This window comes from Paracoccus sigandri (assembly GCF_003709565.1).
Taxonomy (GTDB): domain Bacteria; phylum Pseudomonadota; class Alphaproteobacteria; order Rhodobacterales; family Rhodobacteraceae; genus Paracoccus; species Paracoccus siganidrum.
Map to the genome: position 1 here is coordinate 1 of NZ_QNRC01000039.1, position 22,911 is coordinate 22,911.

Here is a 22,911-nt window from a genome sequence, read left to right on the forward strand (position 1 = left end):
TCCGACCGTGATAATCTCCGACATGACCGCTCTCCTTTGTGGATCATTGCAGACCCACCTTGGCACACAGATGCCGTCGGGGGGCGGTCACAGCATCAGAGAAGATGCGGGGCGCGCGCGGCATGAAACGGAGGGGGCGCGGGTGAACCTGGCCGAACATGTTCTGCGCGAGGGTGCGGCGCTGCCCGACAAGCTGGCCTTGTCGGTGGTGGGGCCCGCGCGGGCCGAGCGCTGGTCCTATGGGCGGCTGATCGCGTCGGTGCGGGGCACGGCCACGGGGTTGCTGCGGACGGGGCTGCGGCCCGGCGACCGGCTGCTGATGCGGCTGGGCAACCGGCCCTCTTTCCCCGTCGCCTATCTGGGGGCGATCACCGCCGGGATCGTGCCGGTCCCGACCTCGGCCATGCTGACGGCGCGCGAGATCACCAGGCTGGCGGCCGAACTGCGTCCCGCGATGGTGGTCGCGGGCGACGGCATCGCCCTGCCCGATCAGCCCCTGCCGGTTCTGGCCGAGGCCGAGCTGGCCGGTTTCGCCGAGCTGCCCCCGGCCGATTTCGCGCAAGGCTCGCCCGACCGGCTGGCCTATGTCATCTATACCTCGGGCTCGTCGGGCCAGCCGCGCGCGGTGATGCACGCCCATCGCGCCATCCTGGCCCGGCGGATGATGTTCGCGGGCTGGTACGACCTGCGCCCCGATGACCGGATGATGCATGCCGGCGCCTTCAACTGGACCTTCACGCTGGGGACCGGGCTGATGGATCCCTGGACCCTGGGCGCCACCGCCCTGATCCCCGCCGAGGGCACCGCGATCGAGCAGATCCCATTGCTGGCCAGCCGCCACGGCGCCACGATCCTTGCCGGGGCGCCCGGCATCTTCCGCCGCCTGCTGCGCGCCGAATGGCAACCGATCGCCAGCCTGCGCCACGGGCTGGCCGCCGGCGAAAGGCTGGACCCGGCGCTGCGCGCGGCATGGCAGGCGCGCACCGGGACCGACCTGCACGAGGCGATGGGGGCATCGGAAGTTTCCACCTTCCTGTCGGGCAGCCCCGCCCGCCCGGCCCCGCCCGGCACGGCGGGCTATCCGCAGCCCGGCCGGCATGTCGCCATCCTGGACCAGGACGGCCGGCCGCTGCCCGCCGGCCAACCCGGCGCGCTGGCCCTGCGCCGCGACGATCCCGGCCTGTTCCTGGGCTATCTGGACCAGCCCGAGGAAACCGCCGCGCGGATGCGGGGCGAATGGTTCCTGACCGGCGACCAGGCCCAGGCGGACCCGTCGGGGGCGATCACCCTGCTGGGCCGGGCCGACGACATCATGAATGCCGGCGGCTTCCGCGTCGCCCCGCCCGAGATCGAGGAGGTCCTGGCCACCCATCCCGGCGCGGGCGATCTCGCCGTGGCCGAGATCGCGGTCGGTCCCGGCAGCAGCATCATCGCCGCCTTCTGGACCGGCCCGGCCCCGGCCGAGGAGCTGCGCGCGCTGGCCCAGGCGCATCTGGCGCGCTACAAGCAGCCCCGCGACTATATCCGGCTGGACGCGCTTCCCCGCACGCCGACCGGCAAGATCAACCGCCGCGCCCTGCGCGACAGCCACCGGAAGGACATGGCATGACCAGGCTGGACATCTTCGCCGATCCCGTCTGCCCCTGGTGCCTGATCGGCAAGCTGGAACTGGACCGGGCGCTGGAAAGCCGCCCCGGCCACCCGTTCCAGATCGCCTGGCACCCGTTCCGCCTGAACCCGCAGATGCCGCGCGGCGGCATGGACCGGATCGAATATCTTCACGCCAAGCTGGGCCCGCGGGCCGAGGAAGCCTCGCGCGCCGTGGCCGAGCGCGCGGCGGCGCTTGGCCTTGCGCTGAACCCCTCGGCGCGCGAGCCCGACACGACGGATGCGCATCGGCTGATGCATTGGGCGGGCCTGGAAGGCGCCCAGACGCGGGTCATGTCCGGCCTGCTGCGCGCCCATTGGCAAGAGGCGCGCGACATCGGCGACCCGGCCCAGCTGACCCGCATCGCCGAAGCCGCCGGGATGGACGGCGCGCTGGTCGGCCGGCTGCTGGACAGCGATGCCGACCGCGACGAGATCGCCCGCCGCGAGATCCATGCCCGCGAACGCGGCATCAACTCGGTCCCGACCTTCATCGTCGCCGACAGCCATGCGGTCAGCGGCGCCCAGCCCGCAAGCCTCTGGCAGCAGGTCATCGACGAGCTGGCCGGCTGAGCCGCCCCTGCCCAGTATTGCACATGATGCAAATCCATGTTACGGGCGCGCATCACTGGAAAGGTCCCCAATGAGCGCCATCGGCCATGAAGGCAGCGCCATGCAGCGCCGCCTGCCCCTGCCCGAATTCATCGCGATGCTGGCATTCCTGTTCGCCACCATCGCCTTCTCGATCGACGCGATGCTGCCCGCCCTGCCCGAGATCGCGGCAGAGCTGACGCCGGAAAACGTGAACCGCGCCCAGCTGATCCTGACCGCCTTCGTGGCGGGCATGGGGCTGGGCACGCTGTTCGCCGGGCCGATCTCGGACGCGATCGGGCGCAAGCCCGCGATGACGCTCGGCTTTGGGATCTATATCGGCGCGACGATCGCGGCGCTGATGGCCCAGTCGCTGGAAATGCTGCTGCTGGCGCGCTTCGTGCAGGGGCTGGGCGCCTCGGGGCCGCGCATCGTCGGGCTGGCACTGGTCCGCGACCTCTACCAGGGACGAGAGATGGCGCGCATCACCAGCTTCGTGATGATGGTCTTCATCCTGATCCCCGCCGTCGCCCCGGCGCTTGGCGCGGGCTTCATCTGGATGGCGGGCTGGCACGGGGTCTTCCTGGCCTTCCTGCTCTTCGCGCTGATCGGCGCGGGCTGGCTGAACCTGCGCCAGGCCGAGACCCTGCCGTCCGAGCGCCGCCGCCCGCTGCGCGCCGGCACGCTTGCCGCCGCCGCGCGCGAGGTGCTGTCGGATCGCCAGGTGATGTTCTGCACGCTGATCCTGACGCTGGGTTTCGGGCAGATGTTCGGGCTGCTCTCCTCGGCCCAGCAGCTGTTCGGCGAGGCCTACGGCAAGGGCGCCAGCTTCCCGGCCTGGTTCGCGCTGATGGCGCTGCTGTCGGGCAGCGGCACGATCCTGAACGCGGTCTTCGTGGTCCGTTTCGGGATGCGGCGGATCGCGAAATGGGCCTATGCGATGCAGACCTGCGTCTCGGGCGCGATGCTGGTGCTGCTGATGGGCGACCTGCTGCCCGAGCCGTTGAAATTCCCGGCCTTCTTCCTCTGGGCGGTCAGCGTCTTCTTCATGGCCGGGGTGACCTTCGGCAACCTGAACGCGCTGGCGCTGCAGCGGATGGGCCATATCGCGGGGATGACCGCCTCGATCGTCTCGGCCATCTCGACGCTCGCGGCGGTGCTGATCGCGGCGCCGGTCGGGCTGCTCTATGACGGCACGGCACTGCCGGTGGTGGTGGCGACGCTGGCCTGTTCAGGCCTCGCGCTCTGGCTGATGCGCTTCCTCGACGACTAGCGCCAGGTCGGCGGCGCGCGATCCTTCCGCGACGCGCCGCGCATTGGCCAGGTCATTGGCCAGATGCGCGCGCACCGCGCCCGCATCCTTGCCCAAGCCCTGCCAGCGCGCCTCCAGCCGCCGGCGCAGCTCGGCCTCGGGCACCCGCAAGGCGATGGCCAGGTCATAGCGCACCCCGTTCCAGGGCGCCGCATCCAGAAGCAGGTAATTGCCCTCGACCACGACGATCCGATGCGCGGGCTCCACCACCCCCGCCCCGGCAATGGCGATCTCGCGCGCGCGGTCGAACAGCGGAAAGACCACCTCGCGCCCCGGCTGCGCCAGGCGCCCGGCCAGCGCCGCGAAACCCTCGGCATCGAAGGTCTCGACCGCCCCCTTGCGCGCCAGCAGGCCGCGCGCCGCCAGCAGCCGGTCGTCCAGGTGGAACCCGTCCATCGGCACCAGCACCGCATCCGCCAGCCGCGCCACCAGCGCCGCGGCCAGGGTCGACTTTCCCGATCCCGGCGCCCCGGCCACCGCGACCAGCACCCGCCGCCCCTCCAGCCCGCGGATCCGCCGCAGGACCTGCTGCCCGTCTCCGTTGTCGAAATACCCCGGGGGGAGTCCGCAGGACGGGGGGCAGCGCCCCCCTTCCCCTTCCGCCCCCCTCGTCACGCGGCCACCCCCTCGGGCACCCGCGCGCCGGTCATGTAGGCCACCGCATCCGACATCGTGTGCTCCTTGGGGTCGATGACGCACAGCCGCCGTCCCAGACGGTGGATATGGATCCGGTCCGCCACCTCGAAGACATGCGGCATGTTGTGGCTGATCAGCACGATCGGGATCCCGCGCGAGCGCACGTCCAGGATCAGGTCCAGCACCCGGCGGCTTTCCTTCACCCCCAGCGCGGCGGTCGGCTCGTCCAGGATGATGACCCGGCTGCCGAAGGCCGCGGCGCGGGCCACCGCGACGCCCTGCCGCTGGCCGCCCGACAGGGTCTCGACCGGCTGGTCGATGTTCTGGATCGTCATCAGCCCCAGTTCCGACAGCTTCTGGCGCGAGAAACGGTCCATGGCGGGCTTGTCCAGCATTCCGAACCACTTGCCCATGATCCCCTCGCGGCGGATCTCGCGGCCCATGAACATGTTGTCCGAGATCGACAGCGCGGGCGACAGCGCCAGCGTCTGGTAGACGGTCTCGATCCCGGCGCGGCGCGCCTCCAGGGGGCTGGCGAAGCTGACCGGCTGGCCGTCCAGCCGGATCTCGCCCTCGTCGGGCTGGACCGCGCCGGATACCGCCTTGATCAGGCTGGATTTCCCGGCACCGTTATCGCCGATCACGGCCAGGATCTCGCCCGAATAAAGATCGAAATCGGCATGGTCCAGGGCGGTCACGCGGCCATAGCGCTTGACCAGGTTGCGGGCGGAAAGAAGCGGTTCGGTCATGACGAGATCTTCCTGATCCATTGGTCGATGGCGACGGCGACGATGATCAGCCAGCCGGTCGCGAAAAGCTGCCACAGCACGTCCACGCCGGCCAGCCGCAGCCCGGAATTGAAGACGCCGACGATCAGCGCCCCGATCAGCGGCCCCAGGATCGAACCGCGCCCCCCGAACAGCGAGATCCCCCCGATCACCACGGCGGTGATCGATTCCAGGTTGGCCTCGAAGAACGAGGTCGGGCTGACCGAGCCCACCCGCCCGATCGAGGACCAGGCCGCCAGCGCGCAGATCACCCCGGCGACGACATAGACCGACATCAGCACCCGCTTCGTCTGGATGCCGGCCAGCGCCGCGGCCTCGGGATCGTCGCCCACCGCATAGACGCGCCGCCCCCAGGCGGTCTTGTAGAGCGCATACCACAGCACCGCGAAGACGATCAGCATTAGCACCACGCCCCAGGTCAGGACCGCGCCGCCGATGGTGAAGCGCTCGCCGAACAGTTTCAGCAGCGGCGCCTCGGCATCCAGGGTCTGGCTGCGGATCGTCTCGCGTCCCGAAAGATAATAATTCAACGCAAGGAAGATATTCCATGTCCCCAGCGTGGTGATGAAGGGCGGCAGCTTCAGCCGCGTCACCAGCAGCCCGTTCAGCGCGCCGGTCAGCGCGCCGCAGCCCAGGCCGACCAGGATCGCGATCGGGACCGGAATGCCGAAATCGACCGACAGCTTGCCCATGATGACCGAGATCATCACCATCACCGCGCCGACCGACAAATCGATCCCGGCGGTCAGGATGACCAGCGACTGGGCGGCGGCCAGCGTGCCGACCACGGCGACCTGCTGCATGATCAGCGACAGGTTGAAGGCCGAGAAGAAATTGGGCGAGATCATCCCGAAGACGATCAGCGACAGGACCAGCACGATGACCGGAACCATGGTCGGATAGCGGTGCAGGAAATGCTGCAGCCGCTGCAACGGGCTGCGCGCGTGGTGCTCGAACCGGGCCACCTCTTCGGCCGGGCTCCGTTCGACCACGGGGTCGGGACTGTCGGACATCGAAATCTCTCCTGAGGGCAAGGCGGCGCGGCGGCGTGCGCCGTCGCCGCGCCGGGTCTGTCAGGCGGGAAGCGGGCCCGAGGGCGTCAGCCCCAGCACTGCTCGGTGCCTTCCTCGACGCTGATCGAGGGCACGCCGTCCACCGGCTCGCCGGTCACCAGGTTCACGCCGGTATTGACGAAATCCAGCCCCTCGGTGTTCTCGGGCCGGGAGCCGTCCTCGGCGAAGGCGGCGATCGCCTCGATCCCCTGCGAGGCCATCAGCAGCGGATATTGCTGCGAGGTCGCGCCGATGATCCCCGCCGCGACATTCTCGACGCCGGGGCAGCCGCCATCGACGGAAACGATCAGCACGTCCTGCTCTTTTCCGAATGATTTCAGGGCCTCATAGGCACCCGCCGCGGCCGGTTCGTTGATCGTGTAGACGACGTTGATGCTCGGATCGCGCTGCAGCAGCGCCTCCATCGCGCCGCGCCCGCCCTCCTCGTTGCCCGAGGTGACCTCGTGGCCGACGATGCGCGGATCGTCCTCGTCGCCGATGACATTCTCGTTCTTCACGTCCACGCCGAAGCCCTCCAGGAAGCCCTGGTCGCGCAGCACGTCGACCGTCGCGCCGGCGGCCGACAGGTCCAGCATGGCGATCTTCGCCTCCGCCGCCGCATCGCCCAGCTTGCCCGCCGCCCAGGCGCCGATCAGCCGCCCGGCCTCGCGGTTGTCGGTGGCGAAGGTGGCGTCGGCCGCGTCGATCGGGTCCAGAGGCGTGTCCAGCGCGATGACCAGGATGCCCGCATTGCGCGCCTGGTTGACCGAATCGACGATCGCCTTGGTGTCCGAGGCGGTGATCAGGATGCCCTTCACCCCGGCCGCGATGCAGCTTTCGACCGCCTGTTGCTGGGTCTCGTGGTCGCCGTCGATCTTGCCGGCGAAGGTCATCAGCTCGATCCCCAGTTCCTGCGCCTTGGCCGTTGCGCCTTCCTTCATCTTGACGAAGAAGGGGTTGATGTCGGTCTTGGTGATCAGGCAGGCCTTGACCGGCCCCTGCGCCTGCGCCTGCGCCGCCCCGGCAGCCAGGGCCAGCGCGGAGGCGGCCAGCGACAGGCGAAAAACGGTCTTGATGGTCATTGATGGATCTCCTCCCAGATTCGCGGATCCCCTCATCCGCCTCGGTGCCAAGAAAGCCCGATGAAAAGCCGCTTGTCAATAAATCAATCATGTTGATTAATACCGGAAGGGAGGACGATCTCATGGCAAGTGACAGCGCGAATGACAGCCCGGCACGCGATCTCAGCCGGAACGAGCGGCTGATCCTGTCGCTGATCCGGCGTCACGGCCCGCTGGCGCGGGCGGCGCTGGCGCAGCGGACGGGCCTGTCGGCCCAGGCCATCACCAACCTGACCAGGAAGCTGATTTCCGAGGGTTTTCTGGATCCCGGCAAGGTGGTGCGCGGCAAGGTCGGCCAGCCCTCGACGCCGCTGGCGCTGGCGCCAGACGGGGCGTGGTTCCTGGGCCTCAAGCTGGGGCGGCGCCTGATCGAACTGGCGCTGGTCGATTTCACCGGCAGCGTGCGGATGCACCGGCAGGAGGTCTGCCCCTTCGCCCATCCCGACCGGGTCATCAGCTTCGCGCGGCAGGGAATCGACACGCTGGCCGCCAGCCTGCCCGCCGCCTCGCGGATGCGAATCACCGGGCTGGGCATCGCCGCGCCGTTCCGGCTGTGGGACTGGGGCGACGAGATGGCGCCCTGGCGCGGCCGCGACCTGCAGGCGGAACTGGCCCGCGACCTGCCCTTCCCGGTCTTTCTGGAAAACGACGCCTCCACCGCCTGCGCGGCGGAACTGGTCTTCGGCCGCGCCGCGCTGCCGGCGGATTTCCTGCATCTCTATATCGCGCATTTCGCGGGCGGCGGCGTGGTGCTGGACGGGCGGCTGCGGCTGGGACCGCGGCGCAATGCCGGGGCGCTGGGATCGCTGCCGATGCCCGACGGCCGGCAATTGCTGGAGCTTGCCTCGGTCGCGACGCTGGAAGCGCGGCTGGGCCACCCGCTGCCCCCCGACGATGCCGGCTGGGAGGTGCCAGACGCCATCGAGGCCGAATGGGCCGACGAGGCCGGCCGCGCCCTGGCCTTCGCCGCCATGTCCGCGACCGCGCTTCTGGACCTGTCGCTGGTGGTGCTGGACGGCGCCGTGCCCGCCGCCACCCGCGCGCGGCTGGCCGAGGCGACGCGCCGGGCGCTTGCCGCGATGCCCGCCGCCGGGATAGACCGTCCGCGCATCGTCGAGGGCAGCCTGGGCCGCAGCGCCCGGATGCTGGGCGCCGCCGCCCTGCCGCTGTCGCATTTCTTCCAGCCCGACGGCAAGCTGGGCTGAGCCTTGCGGAAAACCCGGCCGGATCGCTTGACAGCGCGCCCGATGCGTCTATAAGCGCGCACTTCATTGGTGTTGGCGGCCCCCGCAAGGGGATGCCTGTCGCCCGCGGGGAAGGCCCCAAGGGAAAGGACAACGCCCTTTTGACATGACAAAAGGAGATCAGCGATGACCAAACGCACCGCTGCCAAGTACAAGATCGACCGCCGCATGGGCGAAAACATCTGGGGCCGCGCCAAGTCCCCGGTGAACCGCCGCGAATACGGCCCCGGCCAGCACGGCCAACGCCGCAAGCAGAAACTGTCGGATTTCGGCACCCAGCTGCGCGCCAAGCAGAAGCTGAAGGGCTATTACGGCGACCTGACCGAAAAACAGTTCCGCCGCATCTATGCCGAGGCCGAGCGCGTCAAGGGCGACACCGGCGAGAACCTGGTCGGCCTGCTGGAGCGCCGCCTGGACGCCATCGTCTATCGCGCCAAGTTCGTGCCGACCATCTTCGCCGCCCGCCAGTTCGTGAACCACGGCCATGTCGAGGTGAACGGCAAGCGCGTCAACATCGCGTCCTATCGCGTCCGGGAAGGCGACGTGGTCTCGGTGCGCGAGCGTTCGCGGCAACTGGCCATCGTGCTGGAATCGGTCGCCTCGGCCGAGCGTGACGTGCCCGACTACCTGGAAGTCGACCACAACAAGATGACCGCCAACTTCGTGCGCACCCCGGCCCTGGGCGACGTGCCCTATCCGGTGGTGATGGAACCGAACTTGGTCGTCGAATTCTACGCGAAGAACTGATCTTCGCCGACCCGATCGCGAAAGGGGTCGCCCGCCGGGCGGCCCCTTTTTCGTTGCCCTGCCGTGGCTGGCGCTTTTGCGTGCCCATTATCCCGATCCATGCTAGGCTGGCGGCAAGGCCGCAATGGGTTCCGGGGTTGATCATGGCTGCGCGCGACGTCTCGTTCTCGTCCTTCAACCTGTTGAATCTGCAGCTTCCCGGCCGCGCCGTCTATAACGACACCGCCGGCTGGCCGGTCGAGGTCTATCAGCGCAAGATCGACTTCACCGCGCGGGCGATGGCGCGGATGGACGCCGATGTCTTCGGCTTCCAGGAGCTGTGGGCCCCCGAGGCGCTGGAGGACGCGCTGCGCCGCTCGGGCCTGCAGGACAGCCATGTCGCGCTGACGCCCCCCGGCCACGACGGCCGCCGCATCACCTGCGCCGCCGCCGTCCGCCGCGAGATGCTGGAGGGCGAGCCGGAATGGATCACCGACTTCCCGCCCGAGATGGTGCTGCGCTCGACCGGGGACGATCCGCAGCAGGCCCAGGTCAGCGTGGCGCTGTCCAGCTTCTCGCGCCCGGTCCTGCGCCTGACCGTGCGCCCCGATCCGCGCTGCCCGGCCATCGAGGTCTTCGTCTGCCACTTCAAGTCCCGCCGCCCGGCCGAGGTCTGGCGCGAACGCGACTGGTACCGCAAAGAGGTCCACGGCCCGCACGCGACCGCGCTCGGCTATGCGCTGTCCACGATCCGCCGCACCGCCGAGGCCACCGCCCTGCGCGTGCTGATCACCCGCATCGCCAAGGGCAGCCAGACCCCGGTCGTGCTGCTGGGCGACATGAACGACGGCAAGGATTCCAATACGCTGAACATCCTGACCGAACAGCCGCGCTATCTGACCACGCTGTCCACCGGGGGCGGGGACAACGCGCTCTATACGGCGCAGGTGCTGCAGGAATACCGCTCGATCCGGGATGTCTATTACACCCATATCTACCAGGACCAGCATGACAGCCTGGACCATATCCTGGTCAGCGAGCAGTTCTACGACAATTCGCGGCGCAGGCTGTGGCGCTTCGACGACATGCTGGTGGTGAACGACCACCTGAACTGGGCCGATCACAAGCATAGCGGCAGCAACGATCACGCCGTCATCCTGGCCCGCTTCCGCTGGAAGCCCGCCCAGGCGGCGGTCTAGGCCGGCATTTCCGCCCTTCCAATGCCCGCGCCCGGCGACTAAACCGGCGCCGACAAAGGAAGGTGCCATGACCCAGATCACCCCGCAGCCCGGCATCATGGAAATCGCGCTCTATGTCAGCGGCGAAAGCAGTCTGGCCGGGCGCCAGGACGTGCTGAAACTGTCCTCGAACGAGAACCCGCTGGGATGCAGCCCGAAGGCGCGCGCGACCTTCGCCGCCGCGGCCGGCGACCTGCACCGCTATCCCAATACCGACCACGCGGGCCTGCGCCGCGCCATCGGTCAGGTCCACGGGCTGGACCCCGAGCGGATCATCTGCGGCGTGGGCTCGGACGAGGTGCTGCAATTCGTGACCCATGCCTATGCCGGGGCGGGCGACGAGGTCATCACCACCGAGCACGGCTTTTCCATGTATCCGATCCTGGCCCGCATGGTCGGCGCCACGCCGGTCACCGTCCCCGAGGCCGAGCGCCGCATCGACGTCGATGCGATCCTGGCCGCCGTGACCGACCGGACGCGGATCGTCTTCATCGCCAATCCCGCCAATCCGACCGGCACCATGCTGAGCGGGGACGAGCTGGAGCGGCTGGTCCAGGGCCTGCCCCCGCAGGTGATCCTGGTCCATGACGGCGCCTATACCGAATTCGCGGGCGGTTTCGACGGCGGGGTCTCGCTGGTCGACCGGCATCCGAATGTCGTCATGACGCGGACGTTTTCCAAGATCCACGGGCTGGGCGGGCTCAGGATCGGCTGGGGCTATGCCAGCCGCCAGATCATCGAGGTGCTGAACCGCGTCCGCCAGCCCTTCAACCTGTCCAGCGCCCAGATGGCCACCGCCGAAGCCGCCATCCGCGACGTGGGTTTCACCGCCCATTGCGCCCAGTTGAACGCCAGCCTGCGCCAGCGGCTGCGCGAGTCGCTGGTCCAGATGGGCATCGGCTGCGACGAAAGCTTCGCCAATTTCGTGCTGGCCCGCTTCGCCGATCCTGCTGAAGCCGAGGCCGCCGATGCCGCGCTGCGCGAGAACGGGATCCTGGTGCGCCGCGTGGCGGGCTATGGCCTGCCCGCCGCGCTGCGCATCACCGTCGGCGACGAGAAGGGCTGCGCCCGCGTGATCGACTGCCTGGGCCGCTTCATGGCCGCAAGGAGGCCGGAATGAGCATCATCTATGACCGCGTCGCGCTGATCGGGCTGGGGCTGATCGCCGGCTCGATGGCCCATGCCATGCGCGAGGGCGGGCTGGCGCGCGAGATCGTGGGCCATGCCCGCAGCGCCGAAACCCGCCGCACCGCGCGCGAGATCGGGCTGTGCGACCAGGTCTTCGACAGTGCCGCCGAGGCCGTCGCGGGCGCCGATCTGGTCGTCCTGGCCGTGCCCGTGGGCGCGATGGGCGATGTCGCGGCGGAAATCGCGCCGCATCTGAAGCCCGGCGCGACGGTGACGGATGTGGGTTCCGTCAAGCAAGCGGTGATCGAGGCCGTCGCGCCGCATATTCCCGAAGGCGTGCATTTCATCCCCGGCCACCCGCTGGCCGGGACCGAGCATTCCGGCCCGCGCGCCGGCTTCGCGACGCTGTTCCTGAACCGCTGGTGGCTGCTGACACCGCTGCCCGACAGCGACCCGCAGGCGGTGGCGCGGCTGTCCCAGCTGGTCCGCGCGATGGGCGCCAAGACCGACAGCATGGAGCCCGCGCATCACGACCTGGTCCTTGCCGTGACCAGCCATGCGCCGCACCTGATCGCCTATACGATGGTCGGCGTCGCCGACCACCTGCGCCGCGTCACCGACGAGGAGGTGATCCAGTATTCCGCCGCCGGTTTCCGCGACTTCACCCGGATCGCCGCCAGCGACCCGACCATGTGGCGCGACGTGTTTTTGCACAACAAGGAGGCGACGCTGGACATCCTGGGCCGCTTCACCGAGGAGCTGTTCGTGCTGCAGCGCGCGATCCGCATGGGCGACGGGCAGCAGCTTCACGACTACTTCACCCGCACCCGCGCGATCCGGCGCGGCATCATCGAGGCCGGGCAGGATACCGAGGCCCCGGATTTCGGCCGCACCCCCGGCGCGGCCAAGGCGGACTGACCCGCCCTCAGCCAGGGAAGGCCGGGGCCGGCCCGATCGGCATCTCGCCCAGCAGCAGCCGCCCGTCGCGCAGGATCAGCGGGATGCGCAATTCGCCCGCCGTAGGCTCGGGGAAGTCCAGCCCGTCCGGCGCGGCGGGTTCCGGCATCGGCATCCGCCCCATCTGGTTCAGCATCGCCCGCGCCAGCAGCCGGCCATCGGCGGGGATCAGCCCGGCATCGGCCGCCGCGTCCAGGAAGCCCTGCCCGTCCGAGGTATAGAGCGCGACCCGCCCCTCGGTCAGCCCGTCCGCGCCCTGCACCAGCCGCCCGACCAGACGCGCCGACAGCGCGCCCAGCCGCAATTCCAGCCCACCGGTCTGGACGCCCACGACGCGCGGCGCCGCGCTGCCGCCAAGGCCCCCCAGGGCGCCCTCCAGCCAGACCCGCCCCGCGCCTTCGGCCGACAGGGCGCCGGGCAATGCCAGCGGCGCAAACCCCAGGACGGCCAGCCGGTCGCCCTGCAAACCCTCCAGCGCCAGGCGCAGGTCATAGGCGGCGCCGGCCGCGGACGGCGCCCCGGCGCCCAGCCGGACCAGATCCGCCTCGGCCCGCAGGCGCTGCATCAGGACCTGTTCGCCAAGCAGCACCGCACCGCTGTCCACCGCCAGATGCGACACCGCCATCCGGTTCAGCGGCGACAGCGCCACCTGCGCCTGCGCATCGGCGATCTGGAACGGCACCTGCTGCCCCGACAGGTCCAGCCGCCCGCTGGCCGAAGGCGTCGCCACCGCCCGCAGCGGCGCCAGCGGGGACAGCCACAGCTCCAGCCAGTCCGGCGCCAGACCAAGGCCCGGCGAGGCCAGCTGCGGCCGGTCCAGCCGCAAGCCGATCCGCGAGGCTTCGCGCAACGGACGGACTGCGGCGGCCTGCATGTCCGGCCGCTCTGCGATCAGCTCGCGCAGCTTGCCCGCCGCCCAGCTTTCGCCGCCGATCCACAATCCGCCGATTGCCGCCGCGATCAGCAGCACGACCCCCACAACCTTGCGCATCCCTGCCCCTGTGCCTTTCCCGCCGATTTCCGCAACCGCGGGGGTTTCACCGGCGCGCATCGTGACCTAACTTCATGGCTGGCGAAAGGGTTGGACGACGATGACGACGGTTTCCTGGGTGTTCGGCTATGGCTCGCTCATGTGGGATCCCGGCTTCCATCCGGTCGAGACGGTCAGGGCGCGGCTCGGCGGCTATGCCCGCAGCTTCTGCCTGCGCTCGACCATGTATCGCGGCACCGAGGAATCGCCGGGGCTGGTGCTGGGCCTCGACGAGACGGCAGGCGCCGAATGCAGCGGGCTGGCCATGCGCGTCGCCGATGCCGATCACGACGAGGTCATGGCCTATCTGCGCGCCCGCGAGCTGACGACCGAGGCCTATCGCGAGGCGATCCTGCCCCTGCGGCTGGAGGACGGGCGGCAGGTTCAGGCGCTGACCTATGTGATGCGGCACGATCACTGGCATTACGCGGGCGGGCTGTGCCGGGCGGAACAGGCCCGGATCATCGCCCGTGCCCATGGCGGGCGCGGGCCGAACGCGGATTACCTGTTCAACACCGCCCGCCACCTGGCCGAGATCGGGCTGGCCGATCCCGAGCTGGACAGCCTGTCCGAAGACGTCCGCAGGCTGATGGGCCAAGGCGGCTGATCCGGGCCCTGCCCTGACTTTCGGACCGCTTGGCAACGGGCTTTCCGCCGCCTACACTCGGCCCCGCATGACGCGCCCGTGAAACCGAAAGGCGTCCTCTTGAGCGATCCGACCTCTGGCCAGCGACCCGACGAGCCCGCCGCCCCACCGACCAGACTGCACCTGCCCGGCAAGCGCATCACCGCGACGCGCGCAGGATCACCCGGCGGCCCGCCCGGCGGAACGGCCGCGCATCCGCATTTCTCGCAGCCGGTGCGGCAGATCGTCTTGATGCTGACCGTGCTGGTGCTGGTCGGCGCCGGCGCCTGGTTCATCTATGGCCGCATCCTGCCGATCTTCCAGGCCAACATGTGGCTGAACGGGCTGATCCTGGGGGTCTTCGCGATCGGCGTGCTGGCCTGTTTCTGGCAGGTCGGCCAGCTGATCCGCTCGGTCAGCTGGATCGAGCGTTTCGCCACCCGCCGCCGCAACGCGGTCGAAAAGGGCGTCGCCGCCCGCGCCGAGGATGACGGCGACGCGGCCCCGCGCCTGCTGGCGCCGCTGGCCGCGCTGCTGGGCACGCGCGGGCCGGCGGGCGGGGTGATCTCGACCGGGGCCGCCCGCTCGATCCTCGATTCGGTCGCGACCCGCATCGACGAGCTGCGCGACATCACAAGATACCTGTCCAACCTGCTGATCTTCCTTGGCCTTCTGGGCACCTTCTACGGGCTGGCGACGACCGTTCCGGCGGTGGTCGACACGATCCGCGCGCTGGCGCCCGAGGAAGGCCAGACCGGCATGCAGGTCTTCGAGCAGCTGATGGACGGCCTCGAATCGCAGCTGGGCGGCATGGCCACGGCCTTCTCCTCCTCGCTGCTGGGCCTGGCCGGGTCGCTGGTCGTCGGCCTGCTGGAACTGTTCGTGACCCATGGCCAGAACCGCTTCTATCGCGAGCTGGAAGAATGGATGTCGAGCTTCACCCGCGTCAGCCTTGCCGGCTCGGATGGCGAGGGGCTGGACCAGGCCGCGATCTCGGGCTTCTTCGAGCAGATGGCCGCGCAGATGGAGCGGCTGCAGCTCTACCATGCCGAACGGGACGCGGCGCGCGACGACCAGGCGCTGATGGCCGACGAACGGGTGATCGTCATGGCCCAGGCCATCGAATCGCTGGCCCAGCATGGCGAGTCCGAAACCCGGGCCGCCATCGCCCGCGCCGCCAGCCTGACCGAGGCGCTGAACCGGCTGGCCGACGGGCAGGACCGGATGCTGGAGCTGGCCGAACAGCCGCCGCACCGCGCCGCCCAGCCGGCCGACCTGTCCGGGATCGAGGCCGCGCTGGACCGGCTGACCGCCGATCTGGCCGCGGGGCGCCAGGACCTGCTGGCCGGGCTGCGCTCGGACATCCTGGTGCTGACCCGCGCCGTGCGCGCCGCCCGCTTCGGCGATCCGTTCCGCGACGATCTCCTGCCCGAGCCGCCGCGCCGGGACGGCTGAGATGGCCCTGCACCGACCCTCGTCGAACCGTTTCTCGACCTCGATCTGGCCGGGCTATGTCGACGCGCTGGCGACGCTGCTTCTGGTGCTGATCTTCGTGCTGACCGTGACGCTGGTCGTGCAATCGGTGATGCGCGAGGCGATCACCGACCGCGAGGACACGATCGCCGGCCAGAGCCAGACCATCTCGCGCCAGGAACAGCGGCTGGACGAGCTTGGCCGGCAGGTCTCGGCCCTGGGCGAGGCGCTGGGGGCATCCGAGGAGCGCGAATCCGGCCTGCAGGAGGACCTGGCCGCCCAGACCGAACGCGCCCGCGCCGCCGAGGCCGAGGCCCGCGACCGCGCCGCCCGCATCGCCCGGCTGACCAACCAGCTCCAGATCGGCCAGGCCCAGCTCGACGAAGCCCGCAGCCGCATCACCGATTTCGAGGCCGAGGTCGCCGCCCTGCTGGCCGCCCGGCGCCAGGACCACGACCGCAGCGAGGCGCTGCAGGCCGAAGCGGCCGAACAGCGCGACCGCGCCTCGGCCGCCGAACTGGCCGTGGCCGCCGCCCGCTCCGAAATCGACGCCCAGGCCGAGGCCGCGCGCCTTGCCGCCGCCCGCAGCGAGGCGCTGGAAGCCCTGGTCGCCGATCTGCGCCGCCGCAACCAGGACGCCGATGCCGAGGCCGCCGAATTGCAGCAGGCGCTGACCGAGGCCGAGGCCGCCCGCCTGACCGAGGCCGAGGCCGCCCGCGCCCTGCGCGCCCGCCTGGAAAGCGCCGATACCGAACTGACCGCGATGACGCTGGCGCTGGAGGAAAGCCGCAGGCAGGCCGAGGACACGCTGACCCTGCTGGCCGCCGCCGAAGCCGCCCGCGCGGAACTGGCCCTTGATGCCGATCGCAGCGGAACCGAGGCCGAGCGCCAGGCCGCGCTGCTGGCCGTGGCCCAGGCCGAACTGGCGCAACAGCAGGAACTGTCGGCCGACAGCCAGCGCCGGGTCGCGCTGCTCAATGAACAGGTCGCCTCGCTGACCGCGCAGCTCGGCTCGCTCCAGGCGCTGCTGGACGCCGCCGGCAGCGAACAGCAGGAGGCCGAGCTGCGCGTCGCCGACCTGGGCCAGCAGCTGAACGCCGCCCTGCTGCGCGCCGCCGAGGAACGCGAGCGCCGCCTGGCGCTGGAGGAAGAGGCCCGCCGGCGCGCCGAGGAAGAGGCCCGCGACCTGGCCCGCTACCGTTCCGAATTCTTCGGCCGCCTGTCGCAGATCCTGTCCGGCCGCGAGGGGGTCCGCGTCGTCGGCGACCGTTTCGTCTTCCAGTCCGAGGTCCTCTTCGCGCCGGGCGAGGCCACGCTCTCCCCGGCCGGCCGCGACCAGATCGCCGGCGTCGCCCGGATGCTCTCGGACATCGCCGACGAGATCCCGCCCGAGATCGACTGGATCATCCGCGTCGACGGCCATACCGACAGCACGCCGCTTTCCGGCACCGGGCGCTATCGCGACAACTGGGAACTCAGCCAGGGCCGGGCGCTGGCCGTGGTCCGCTACATGACCCAGGACCTGGGCTTCCCCGCCAATCGCGTCGCCGCCACCGGCTTCGCCGACACCCGCCCGGTGACGCAGGGCAACAGCCCCGAGGCATTGGCCCAGAACCGCCGCATCGAACTGAAGCTGACCGAACGCTGACCGGCCCCCTCGCCCTCCTTGAAAATACCTCGGGGTGAATTGGCCGCAGGCCAAGAGGGGCAGCGCCCCTCCCGTTCCCGCCCCACCCCGCTTGCGGCACGGGCCGCGCCGCCCTAGGATGCGCCCATGCCCGCATCCCTGAACCTGATGAAACTCTGCGTCGGCGCCGAAGGCCCCGAGGACCTGCTGATCTGGCAGCAACAGCGCCATGGCGACGGCCCCGCCATGCACGTCACCCGCATGTGGCCCAAGCGCGAGGCCGAGCTTCTGGACGGCGGCTCGCTCTACTGGGTCTTCAAGGGCGTGATGCTGGCCCGCCAGCGGCTTCTGGCGCTGGAGGAACGCCGTGGCGAGGACGGCATCCGCCGCTGCGCGCTGATCCTCGACCGCGAGCTGGTGCGCGTGGCCGCCGTTCCCCGCCGCCCCTTCCAGGGCTGGCGCTACCTGAGGGGCGACGAGGCGCCCCCCGACCTGCCCAGGGGCCGCGCGGCCGAGGACAGCCTGCCCCCCGCCATTGCCGCCGCCCTGGCCGAAATGGGCCTGCGCTAGACGCCGCCATCTTGACGTCCCATCCCCCTTGCGCTAGCTGATGCGGCATGCGGGTGTAGCTCAATGGTAGAGCAGAAGCTTCCCAAGCTTACGACGAGGGTTCGATTCCCTTCACCCGCTCCAATCCGCACCAGCCTGATGCGTTGATTGTAATTCGTTTTTCGGATGATTTTGGTGCAGTCAGCACCAGCCCCTGAAACGGAACATTGGGACAACTCGGGACATTCTCGGACAAAGCATCCCAAGGAGTCCCGAAGGATGCTCTTGCTTCCTCTCTGCCCTCACACCCCCGGCTTCATCGACCAGCCGCAGCCCGGCTGTTCCAGCGCCGCCTGCCGTTGAGCCAGCCGCGTCCGGGCAGAGGTGAGGGCCGTCTTTTGTTCCGGGGTCCTTGGAACAACGCCCTTTCCTCGGGGGCATCGCTTCCCACATCTCGGGGTCAATGCCAGGCCGAGCCGGCAGATCGGGCCGGATGCTGCCCGACATGCCGCCTATCCGCTGAAAACGCGGATACCATCAAGCGAAAACGGCCGGCCCCGAGAAGCACGGCGGGGGACGCAAAGCCCCCGGCCGCCGCGGGGGCGCGATCACACCATCCGGTCGACCATCATGTGCTTGATCGAGGCGATGGCCTTGGCCGGGTTCAGCCCCTTCGGGCAGGTATTGGTGCAGTTCATGATCGTGTGGCAGCGATACAGCTTGAAGGGATCCTCCAGCTCGTCCAGCCGCTCGCCCGTCGCCTCGTCGCGCGAATCGATGATCCAGCGATAGGCGTGCAGCAGCGCGGCCGGGCCCAGATAGCGGTCGCCGTTCCACCAATAGCTGGGGCAGGCCGTCGAGCAGGAGGCGCAGAGGATGCATTCGTAAAGCCCGTCCAGCTTGCGGCGATCCTCGATCGACTGCTTCCATTCCTTGCCCGGCGTGGGCGACTTGGTGATCAGATAGGGGTTCACGCTGGCATGCTGGGCGTAGAAATGCGTCAGGTCGGGGACCAGGTCCTTGACCACCGGCATATGCGGCAGCGGATAGATCGAGACATCGCCCTTCACCTCGTCGATGCCATAGATGCAGGCCAGGTGGTTGCCGCCGTCGATGGTCATCGCACAAGATCCGCAGATCCCCTCGCGGCAGGACCGGCGGAAGGACAGCGTGGGGTCGATCTCGTTCTTGATCTTGATCAGCGCGTCCAGCACCATCGGCCCGCATTTGTCCAGGTCCACGAAATAGGTGTCCAGCCGCGGGTTCTCGCCGGTATCGGGGTCCCAGCGATAGATCTTGAACTTGCGGATATTGGTCGCCCCCTCGGGCTTGGGCCAGGTCTTGCCGACGCGGATCTGGCTGTTCTTGGGCAGGGTGAACTGGACCATGGGTTGCTCCTTTCAGAGAGTGCCTGCGGGCCGGTAGTCGGCATTGAACAGGGGTTGGGTGCGGGCGACAAGATCGGCAACCCTGTCCCGCGCATGAGGGTTCAGCGCCAGGCCGTTGAGGCGGCGCAGGAATTCGGTCGAGCCGGGATTGAGCCGCTCCATCGAGGGGGCGTCCAGCGGCTGCAGCGCGGCGATCTCGGCCTCGGACAGCCCGGCATGGGCCAGCAGAAGGGCGCCGGGGCGCAGCGGGTCGGGCTCATCCTCCAGCCGCAGACGGGTCACGCGATCCGCGCCCAGCCCTTCGGCAAGCCGCCGCGCCAGCTCGCCCCAGCCGGGCAGGCCGGCGGTCTGGTCCAGGAAGCTCTCCAGCGTTTCGGCATAGCCGTCGGTGCGCACCGCCTGCGCCCAGACGCTGGGACGCCAGCGATCCATGTTGCGGCTGTAGAAGACCAGCTCGACCGCGAAATCCTTCGCCTGGGCGGCCAGCAGCGCGGCGATCCGCGGCAGCGCGGGATAGAGCCGCGTCTCGCCGCCATTGCCGGGCATGGCGCCGGCCAGATTCTCGTGGCTCAGAAGCACCGGCAGGCCGTTGTCGGGAATGCCGTCCAGCACGTCACCGATGGCAAGGCGCAGCGCGTCCTCGGTATCGGGCGCGGGCCGCAGGCTGTAGGCGATGGCGGCGCGGCCGAGCGGGCGCATCGGCGTGCCCTCTTGCGGCGTCAGCACCACCAGCCGGTCGGCCAGCGCCTGCACATTGCGTTGCAGGTGCCGCTGCAGCGAGGTGGTGCCGGTCTTCTGGACGCCCACATGGGCGATCAGGCGACGCCTGCCCTTCCGGCCGCCCCCCGCTTGGTCGCCTGCCCTGCCCGGCTTCGCCATGGTCAGCCCCGCCAGCCCGGCTGGTCGGCCAGCGCGCGGGTGGGGAATTCCCCCGAACGACGCTGGACGCAGGAATTGAACACGCTCGAGGGATCGCGGCCCCGCAGGTAGTCCGAGGACAGTTCCAGCTCGACCCGTCCCGCGGCATGGGTCGAGCCGCCGCCCCCGATCGCCCCGACCGCGACCGAGCCGCGCGGCCGCGCCGCCAGTTCGGCGTCGCGCAGGCAGCTGGCCTCGGCCTGGTGGACGGGGACCGGGCCGCAGCCCGAAAGCCCCGCCACCAGCGGCAGCGACAGGACAAGGGCGGCGGCCCGGATCATGTCAGGCGGCCCCGCCCTGGGCGGCAGCGGCGATGCATTGCGTCGTCGCCGGGCGCGAGACGATCGAGGCCACGCTGTCCGCGGTGCCGCCGATGCCGGCACGCGAGGCCTGGGCGATGTCGATCAGCTCGGCCGTGGTGGCGTTGTTGACCACGCAATCGGTATAGGGCGCGGTATTGGCGCCCGGCAGGCGCTTCTGCATTTCCGTGTTGATCACGTTGCGCGCCACCTGGCGCGAGGCCGCGTCAAGCACCGTCGGCGTGGCCGGCCCGGCGGGCCCGGTGGGCGCGGTGCCCGGCATCGGCGTGGTCGCGACGCAGCCGGCCAAGGCCAGCGCTGCGATCCCCAGTCCGGCGAAAGAAGTAAAACGCATCAGTAAACCCTCTTTTTGGGAGCAATCTTCTTCAGGTCGATCCCGCCTTCCTCGAGTTTCGTCAGCGGCTCGAGATGGACGGGGCGATAGGCCAGTTTAACCTTGTTCCCTTCCACCCATGCAAGCGAGTGCTTGCGCCAGTTGGCATCATCCCGCTCGGGCCAGTCCTCGTGGGCATGGGCGCCGCGGCTTTCCTTGCGTGCCTCGGCGGCGACGATGGTGGCCATCGCGTTCGGCATCAGGTTGGTCAGCTCCAGCGTTTCCATCAGGTCCGTGTTCCAGATCAGGCCCCGGTCGGTGACATGCAGATCGTCCAGCTTGCCGGCGATCGCGGTCATCTTTTCAACGCCTTCGGCCAGCGTCTTGTCGGTGCGGAAGACGGCGGCGTCGGATTGCATGGTCTTCTGCATCTCCAGGCGCAGCTCGGCCGTGGGCGTGCCGCCGCCCGCATGGCGCAGCCCGTCGAAGCGTTCCAGCGCCTTGTCCACCTGTTGCTGATTGGTCGCAGGGATCGAGGATTTGCGATCGATCACCTGTCCGGCACGGATCGCGGCGGCGCGGCCGAAGACCACCAGGTCGATCAGCGAATTCGAGCCCAGGCGGTTCGCGCCATGCACCGAGGCACAGCCTGCCTCGCCCACCGCCATCAGGCCGGGGAAGACGCGATCCGGGTCGTCCCCGGTCGGGTCCAGCACCTCGCCCCAATAGTTGGTGGGGATGCCGCCCATGTTGTAATGGACCGTGGGCAGGATCGGGATCGGGTCGCGGGTCACGTCGACGCCGGCGAAGATCTTGGCGGATTCGCTGATCCCCGGCAGCCGCTCCGCCAGGCTTTCCGGCGGCAGGTGCATCAGGTTCAGGAACATGTGGTCCTTTTCGGGACCGACGCCGCGCCCCTCGCGGATCTCCAGCGTGATGCAGCGGCTGACCACGTCGCGCGAGGCCAGGTCCTTGTAGGTCGGCGCGTAACGCTCCATGAAGCGCTCGCCCTCGGAATTGGTCAGATAGCCGCCCTCGCCGCGCGCGCCCTCGGTGATCAGGCAGCCCGAGCCGTAGATGCCGGTCGGGTGGAACTGCACGAATTCCATGTCCTGCAGCGGCAGGCCGGCGCGCGCCACCATGCCGCCGCCGTCGCCGGTGCAGGTATGGGCGCTGGTCGCGCTGAAATAGGCGCGGCCGTAACCGCCGGTCGCCAGCACCACCATCTTGGCGTTGAAGACGTGGATCGAGCCGTCATCCAGCTTCCAGCAGACCACGCCGGTGCAGCGACCATCGCTGACCATCAGATCCAGCGCGAAATATTCGATGAAGAATTCCGCGTTGTTCTTCAGGCTCTGCCCGTAGAGCGTGTGCAGGATCGCGTGGCCGGTGCGGTCGGCGGCGGCGCAGGTGCGCTGCACCGGAGGGCCTTCGCCGAATTCGGTGGTATGGCCGCCGAAGGGCCGCTGGTAGATCTTGCCCTCTTCGGTGCGGGAAAACGGCACGCCGTAATGTTCCAGCTCGTAGACCGCCTTGGGGGCCTCGCGCGCCAGGTATTCCATCGCGTCGGTATCGCCCAGCCAGTCCGAGCCCTTGACCGTGTCATACATGTGCCACTGCCAGTTGTCGGGGCCCATGTTCGACAGGCTGGCGGCGATGCCGCCCTGCGCGGCCACGGTATGGCTGCGGGTCGGGAAGACCTTGGTCACGCAGGCCGTGCGCAGCCCCTGCTCGGCCATGCCAAGCGTCGCGCGCAGGCCCGCGCCGCCGGCGCCGACCACGACCACGTCATATTCATGCGTCTGGATTTCGTAAGCAGCCATGATGTCCTCAGATCGCAATGGTGGTGAAGGCCATCTTGGCCAGGGCGAAGATCGCCGCCGCGATGACGGCCCAGCCGAAGATTACCGAGACGATGATCGCCACCTTGCGCGCCGTGTGGTTGAAATAGTCGTCGATCATGATCCGGGTGCCCTTGATGAAATGCACCATGCCCACGATCACGAACAGCGCCGTGATGATGCCCGGATAGGGGCGGCCGAAATACATCATCAGCGCCTCGCGCGGCAGGCCGATGGCCTTGCCGATGACCAGCAGGAAGGCCGGGGTCAGCAGCACCAGCGCGCAGGCGCTGACCGTCATCGCCCAGTGATGCGAGGTGCCGCTATGGGCCGAGCCGAGGCCCTGCGCCGCTTTCAGGGGGGTGATGTAACGCATGAGTTTCGCCC

General features: G+C 69.6%; 23 protein-coding genes and 1 tRNA gene. 13 read left to right on the forward strand and 11 right to left on the reverse strand.

Annotated features, from left to right (window positions below):
• Positions 1-142: 142 nt before the first annotated feature.
• From C9E82_RS21100 to C9E82_RS21110, 3 genes are all read left to right on the forward strand, one after another.
• The gene (locus C9E82_RS21100; RefSeq protein ID WP_122449383.1) at positions 143-1,609 is read left to right on the forward strand and encodes a class I adenylate-forming enzyme family protein; all 1,467 of its coding nucleotides are present in this window, start codon (positions 143-145) and stop codon (positions 1,607-1,609) included.
• Positions 1,606-2,220 carry a DsbA family oxidoreductase gene (locus tag C9E82_RS21105; protein WP_119901200.1) on the forward strand — a complete coding sequence of 205 codons (615 nt, stop codon included), beginning with the start codon at positions 1,606-1,608 and terminating at the stop codon, positions 2,218-2,220. Before C9E82_RS21100 ends, C9E82_RS21105 begins: the two co-directional genes overlap by 4 nt.
• 70 nt (positions 2,221-2,290) lie before the next feature.
• Positions 2,291-3,511 (forward strand): multidrug effflux MFS transporter, encoded by a 1,221-nt coding sequence (locus tag C9E82_RS21110; RefSeq protein ID WP_170162194.1) that lies wholly within the window; start codon positions 2,291-2,293, stop codon positions 3,509-3,511.
• Here the strand turns inward: C9E82_RS21110 and C9E82_RS21115 are convergent.
• The 4 genes from C9E82_RS21115 to C9E82_RS21130 form a co-directional block, all read right to left on the reverse strand.
• Complete coding sequence (locus tag C9E82_RS21115; protein ID WP_244936051.1) at positions 3,470-4,039, reverse strand: AAA family ATPase; 570 nt, start codon at positions 4,037-4,039, stop codon at positions 3,470-3,472. The two genes, C9E82_RS21110 and C9E82_RS21115, sit on opposite strands and share 42 nt — an antisense overlap.
• A gap of 122 nt (positions 4,040-4,161) precedes the next feature.
• Positions 4,162-4,935, reverse strand: a complete 774-nt coding sequence (locus C9E82_RS21120; protein ID WP_244936052.1) for an ATP-binding cassette domain-containing protein — start codon at positions 4,933-4,935, stop codon at positions 4,162-4,164.
• The gene (locus C9E82_RS21125; RefSeq protein WP_119900633.1) at positions 4,932-5,987 is read right to left on the reverse strand and encodes an ABC transporter permease; all 1,056 of its coding nucleotides are present in this window, start codon (positions 5,985-5,987) and stop codon (positions 4,932-4,934) included. Before C9E82_RS21125 ends, C9E82_RS21120 begins: the two co-directional genes overlap by 4 nt.
• Positions 5,988-6,073: 86 nt before the next feature.
• On the reverse strand, positions 6,074-7,108 hold the full coding sequence (locus C9E82_RS21130) for a sugar ABC transporter substrate-binding protein (RefSeq protein WP_119900634.1): 1,035 nt from the start codon (positions 7,106-7,108) through the stop codon (positions 6,074-6,076).
• A gap of 122 nt (positions 7,109-7,230) precedes the next feature.
• On the opposite strand from C9E82_RS21130, the gene C9E82_RS21135 reads away from it, so the two are divergent.
• The 5 genes from C9E82_RS21135 to C9E82_RS21155 all read left to right on the forward strand — a co-directional run bounded on the left by C9E82_RS21135 (position 7,231) and on the right by C9E82_RS21155 (position 12,401).
• On the forward strand, positions 7,231-8,352 hold the full coding sequence (locus tag C9E82_RS21135; protein ID WP_119900635.1) for an ROK family transcriptional regulator: 1,122 nt from the start codon (positions 7,231-7,233) through the stop codon (positions 8,350-8,352).
• Between the two features lie 165 nt (positions 8,353-8,517).
• Positions 8,518-9,138: a 30S ribosomal protein S4 gene (rpsD, locus tag C9E82_RS21140; protein ID WP_119900636.1), complete on the forward strand. Its 621-nt coding sequence runs from the start codon at positions 8,518-8,520 to the stop codon at positions 9,136-9,138.
• 143 nt (positions 9,139-9,281) lie between these two features.
• Positions 9,282-10,316 carry an endonuclease/exonuclease/phosphatase family protein gene (locus tag C9E82_RS21145; protein WP_119900642.1) on the forward strand — a complete coding sequence of 345 codons (1,035 nt, stop codon included), beginning with the start codon at positions 9,282-9,284 and terminating at the stop codon, positions 10,314-10,316.
• Positions 10,317-10,383: 67 nt separating this feature from the next.
• Positions 10,384-11,475, forward strand: a complete 1,092-nt coding sequence (hisC, locus tag C9E82_RS21150) for a histidinol-phosphate transaminase (RefSeq protein ID WP_119900637.1) — start codon at positions 10,384-10,386, stop codon at positions 11,473-11,475.
• On the forward strand, positions 11,472-12,401 hold the full coding sequence (locus C9E82_RS21155) for a prephenate/arogenate dehydrogenase family protein (protein WP_119900638.1): 930 nt from the start codon (positions 11,472-11,474) through the stop codon (positions 12,399-12,401). Before hisC ends, C9E82_RS21155 begins: the two co-directional genes overlap by 4 nt.
• 7 nt (positions 12,402-12,408) lie before the next feature.
• Here C9E82_RS21155 and C9E82_RS21160 read toward each other — a convergent pair whose 3' ends face one another.
• Positions 12,409-13,431 (reverse strand): DUF2125 domain-containing protein, encoded by a 1,023-nt coding sequence (locus C9E82_RS21160; RefSeq protein ID WP_170162164.1) that lies wholly within the window; start codon positions 13,429-13,431, stop codon positions 12,409-12,411.
• 100 nt (positions 13,432-13,531) lie between these two features.
• Here C9E82_RS21160 and C9E82_RS21165 point away from each other — a divergent pair, with 100 nt between their 5' ends.
• The 5 genes from C9E82_RS21165 to C9E82_RS21185 all read left to right on the forward strand — a co-directional run bounded on the left by C9E82_RS21165 (position 13,532) and on the right by C9E82_RS21185 (position 17,888).
• Complete coding sequence (locus tag C9E82_RS21165; RefSeq protein ID WP_119900640.1) at positions 13,532-14,077, forward strand: gamma-glutamylcyclotransferase; 546 nt, start codon at positions 13,532-13,534, stop codon at positions 14,075-14,077.
• 177 nt (positions 14,078-14,254) lie between these two features.
• On the forward strand, positions 14,255-15,550 hold the full coding sequence (locus tag C9E82_RS21170) for a hypothetical protein (RefSeq protein ID WP_119900643.1): 1,296 nt from the start codon (positions 14,255-14,257) through the stop codon (positions 15,548-15,550).
• A gap of 1 nt (position 15,551) precedes the next feature.
• The gene (locus C9E82_RS21175) at positions 15,552-17,216 is read left to right on the forward strand and encodes a peptidoglycan -binding protein (protein ID WP_119900641.1); all 1,665 of its coding nucleotides are present in this window, start codon (positions 15,552-15,554) and stop codon (positions 17,214-17,216) included.
• A gap of 126 nt (positions 17,217-17,342) precedes the next feature.
• The gene (locus C9E82_RS21180; protein ID WP_119900730.1) at positions 17,343-17,765 is read left to right on the forward strand and encodes a DUF1489 family protein; all 423 of its coding nucleotides are present in this window, start codon (positions 17,343-17,345) and stop codon (positions 17,763-17,765) included.
• Between the two features lie 49 nt (positions 17,766-17,814).
• Positions 17,815-17,888, forward strand: a tRNA-Gly gene (locus C9E82_RS21185).
• Between the two features lie 464 nt (positions 17,889-18,352).
• On the opposite strand, the gene C9E82_RS21190 is transcribed toward C9E82_RS21185, so the two are convergent.
• Genes C9E82_RS21190 through C9E82_RS21215 form a run of 6 tightly spaced genes read right to left on the reverse strand, consistent with a single transcriptional unit; the run spans position 18,353 to position 22,900 of the window.
• Complete coding sequence (locus C9E82_RS21190; protein WP_119900729.1) at positions 18,353-19,132, reverse strand: succinate dehydrogenase iron-sulfur subunit; 780 nt, start codon at positions 19,130-19,132, stop codon at positions 18,353-18,355.
• Between the two features lie 12 nt (positions 19,133-19,144).
• On the reverse strand, positions 19,145-20,011 hold the full coding sequence (locus C9E82_RS21195) for a hypothetical protein (protein WP_119900728.1): 867 nt from the start codon (positions 20,009-20,011) through the stop codon (positions 19,145-19,147).
• 2 nt (positions 20,012-20,013) lie between these two features.
• Positions 20,014-20,331: a hypothetical protein gene (locus C9E82_RS21200; protein WP_119900727.1), complete on the reverse strand. Its 318-nt coding sequence runs from the start codon at positions 20,329-20,331 to the stop codon at positions 20,014-20,016.
• 1 nt (position 20,332) lies between these two features.
• Entirely contained in the window at positions 20,333-20,704 is a 372-nt protein-coding gene (locus tag C9E82_RS21205) for a hypothetical protein (RefSeq protein WP_119900726.1), read from the reverse strand.
• Positions 20,704-22,506: a succinate dehydrogenase flavoprotein subunit gene (gene sdhA / locus C9E82_RS21210; protein WP_119900725.1), complete on the reverse strand. Its 1,803-nt coding sequence runs from the start codon at positions 22,504-22,506 to the stop codon at positions 20,704-20,706. Before sdhA ends, C9E82_RS21205 begins: the two co-directional genes overlap by 1 nt.
• A gap of 7 nt (positions 22,507-22,513) precedes the next feature.
• On the reverse strand, positions 22,514-22,900 hold the full coding sequence (locus C9E82_RS21215) for a succinate dehydrogenase, hydrophobic membrane anchor protein (protein WP_119900724.1): 387 nt from the start codon (positions 22,898-22,900) through the stop codon (positions 22,514-22,516).
• Positions 22,901-22,911 lie beyond the last annotated feature (11 nt).